This window comes from Rhodococcus sp. 14-2483-1-1 (assembly GCF_002259335.1).
GTDB lineage: Bacteria > Actinomycetota > Actinomycetes > Mycobacteriales > Mycobacteriaceae > Rhodococcoides.
This window is the reverse complement of sequence record NZ_NPFX01000029.1, coordinates 1-545: the sequence shown is the minus strand read 5'-3', so window position 1 is coordinate 545 and position 545 is coordinate 1. Positions and strand designations below refer to the sequence as shown.

1 protein-coding gene is annotated in these 545 nt (G+C 69.5%); it reads left to right on the top strand.

Going from position 1 to position 545, the window contains the following annotated elements; genetic code table 11:
* Nucleotides 1-545, top strand: a 545-nt coding sequence (locus tag CH294_RS27105) for a citrate/2-methylcitrate synthase (RefSeq protein ID WP_283164527.1), incomplete at both ends; no start/stop codon positions are given.

Here is a 545-nt window from a genome sequence, read left to right as displayed (position 1 = left end):
GTTCCCGAGGATTTCGTCTCCGGTCTCGAAGGTGTCGTCGCGTTCACCTCCGACATCGCCGAACCCGACAAGGACGGCGGCGCACTGCGCTACCGCGGCGTCGACATCGAAGAACTCGTCGCACAGAACGTCACCTTCGGCGACGTCTGGGCCCTGCTCGTCGACGGCGCATTCGGCCGCGGCCTCCCACCGGCCGAACCCTTCCCCCTCCCCATCCACACCGGCGACGTCCGCGTCGACGTCCAAGCCGGCCTGGCGATGCTCGCCCCCATCTGGGGCTACCAACCCCTGCTCGACATCGACGACACCACCGCCCGCGACAACCTCGCCCGCGCCTCGGTGATGGCCCTGTCCTACGTCGCCCAGTCCGCCCGCGGCATCTACCAACCCGCCGTCCCCCAGACCCGCATCGACCAGGCCGCCACCGTCACCGAACGCTTCATGGTCCGCTGGAAAGGCGAACCCGACCCCGCCCACGTCGCCGCCATCGACGCCTACTGGGTCTCGGCCGCCGAACACGGCATGAACGCCTCCACCTTCACCGC